Annotated in this window: 1 rRNA gene; it reads left to right on the top strand. The window is 51.2% G+C overall.

The annotated features are described in order from the left end of the window. Window positions 1–143: 143 nt before the first annotated feature. Window positions 144–254, top strand: a 5S ribosomal RNA gene (gene rrf / locus KW824_RS21275); the annotation flags it as partial.

Raw genomic sequence — 254 nt, 5'->3', positions numbered from 1 at the left:
TTACCCGTGAGGCTTAACCATACAACACCCAAGAAGTGTTCTGGGCCTTGTAGCAAGTGAACGAACTACTACCTAATTCAGTGATAGCGAAGCCAATAGGCAACTCGTTATTCACGTCAGCTTTCCAAGATTGAAGTTTTTTGCCTGGCGGCCATAGCGCCGTGGAACCACCTGATCCCATGCCGAACTCAGAAGTGAAACGCGGTAGCGCCGATGGTAGTGTGGCATTCGCCATGCGAGAGTAGGACACTGCC

The organism is Aeromonas sp. sif0611 (assembly GCF_019218845.1).
GTDB classification, from domain to species: Bacteria; Pseudomonadota; Gammaproteobacteria; order Enterobacterales; family Aeromonadaceae; genus Aeromonas; species Aeromonas media.
Note: the sequence above shows the minus strand (reverse complement) of the source record. Positions and strands in the feature narration are given on the sequence as shown.